This is a genomic window from Streptomyces calidiresistens (assembly GCF_014141525.1).
Taxonomy (GTDB): domain Bacteria; phylum Actinomycetota; class Actinomycetes; order Streptomycetales; family Streptomycetaceae; genus Streptomyces; species Streptomyces calidiresistens.
On the sequence record NZ_VKHS01001519.1, the window covers coordinates 1 to 521 of the forward strand.

Sequence of the window (521 nt, forward strand, 5' to 3'; positions counted from 1 at the left end):
CCCCGCCCCCCACGGATCAGGGCCCGCCGCACGGCCAGGCGGTGGAAGAGGAACAGCTACTGCTCGCCACGGCCACCGCACACCCCGACCAAGCCGAACGAATGCGATGGCTGACCCCCGCCGACTTCACCCTCCCCCTCCACGCCGGACTGTGGCGATGCCTGACCGGCATGGCCCGCAGGCGCTCCCCCATCGACCCCGTCACCGTCCTGTGGGAGGCGCAACAAGGCGGCCTGCTCACATCCGACATCGAACCCACCGAACTCCTCGGCCTCCTCACCGCACCGGTCGGCTCCCCCTCCCACTGGGGCCGGCGCATCCTCCAACGCGCCCTCCTGACGACAGCCCACCACACCGGCCGCCACATCGAGGCACACACCAAGAATCCCGCGATCGCCCCGCGCCACCTCCTCCTCGACAGCCGCCACGCCCTGGCCAACTTCAACTCACTCCGTGCCCGCTGGAGTCACGCCACCTCATCAATGGCCCCCGCCAATCGCCCCATCCACACCCTGTTTCTT

The 521-nt window shown here is 69.9% G+C and carries 1 protein-coding gene; it reads left to right on the plus strand.

Annotated features, from left to right (window positions below; translation table 11 throughout):
- Positions 1–41: 41 nt before the first annotated feature.
- A partial coding sequence (locus FOE67_RS28105) for a DnaB-like helicase N-terminal domain-containing protein (protein WP_323385656.1) occupies positions 42–521 on the plus strand: 480 nt, incomplete at its 3' end.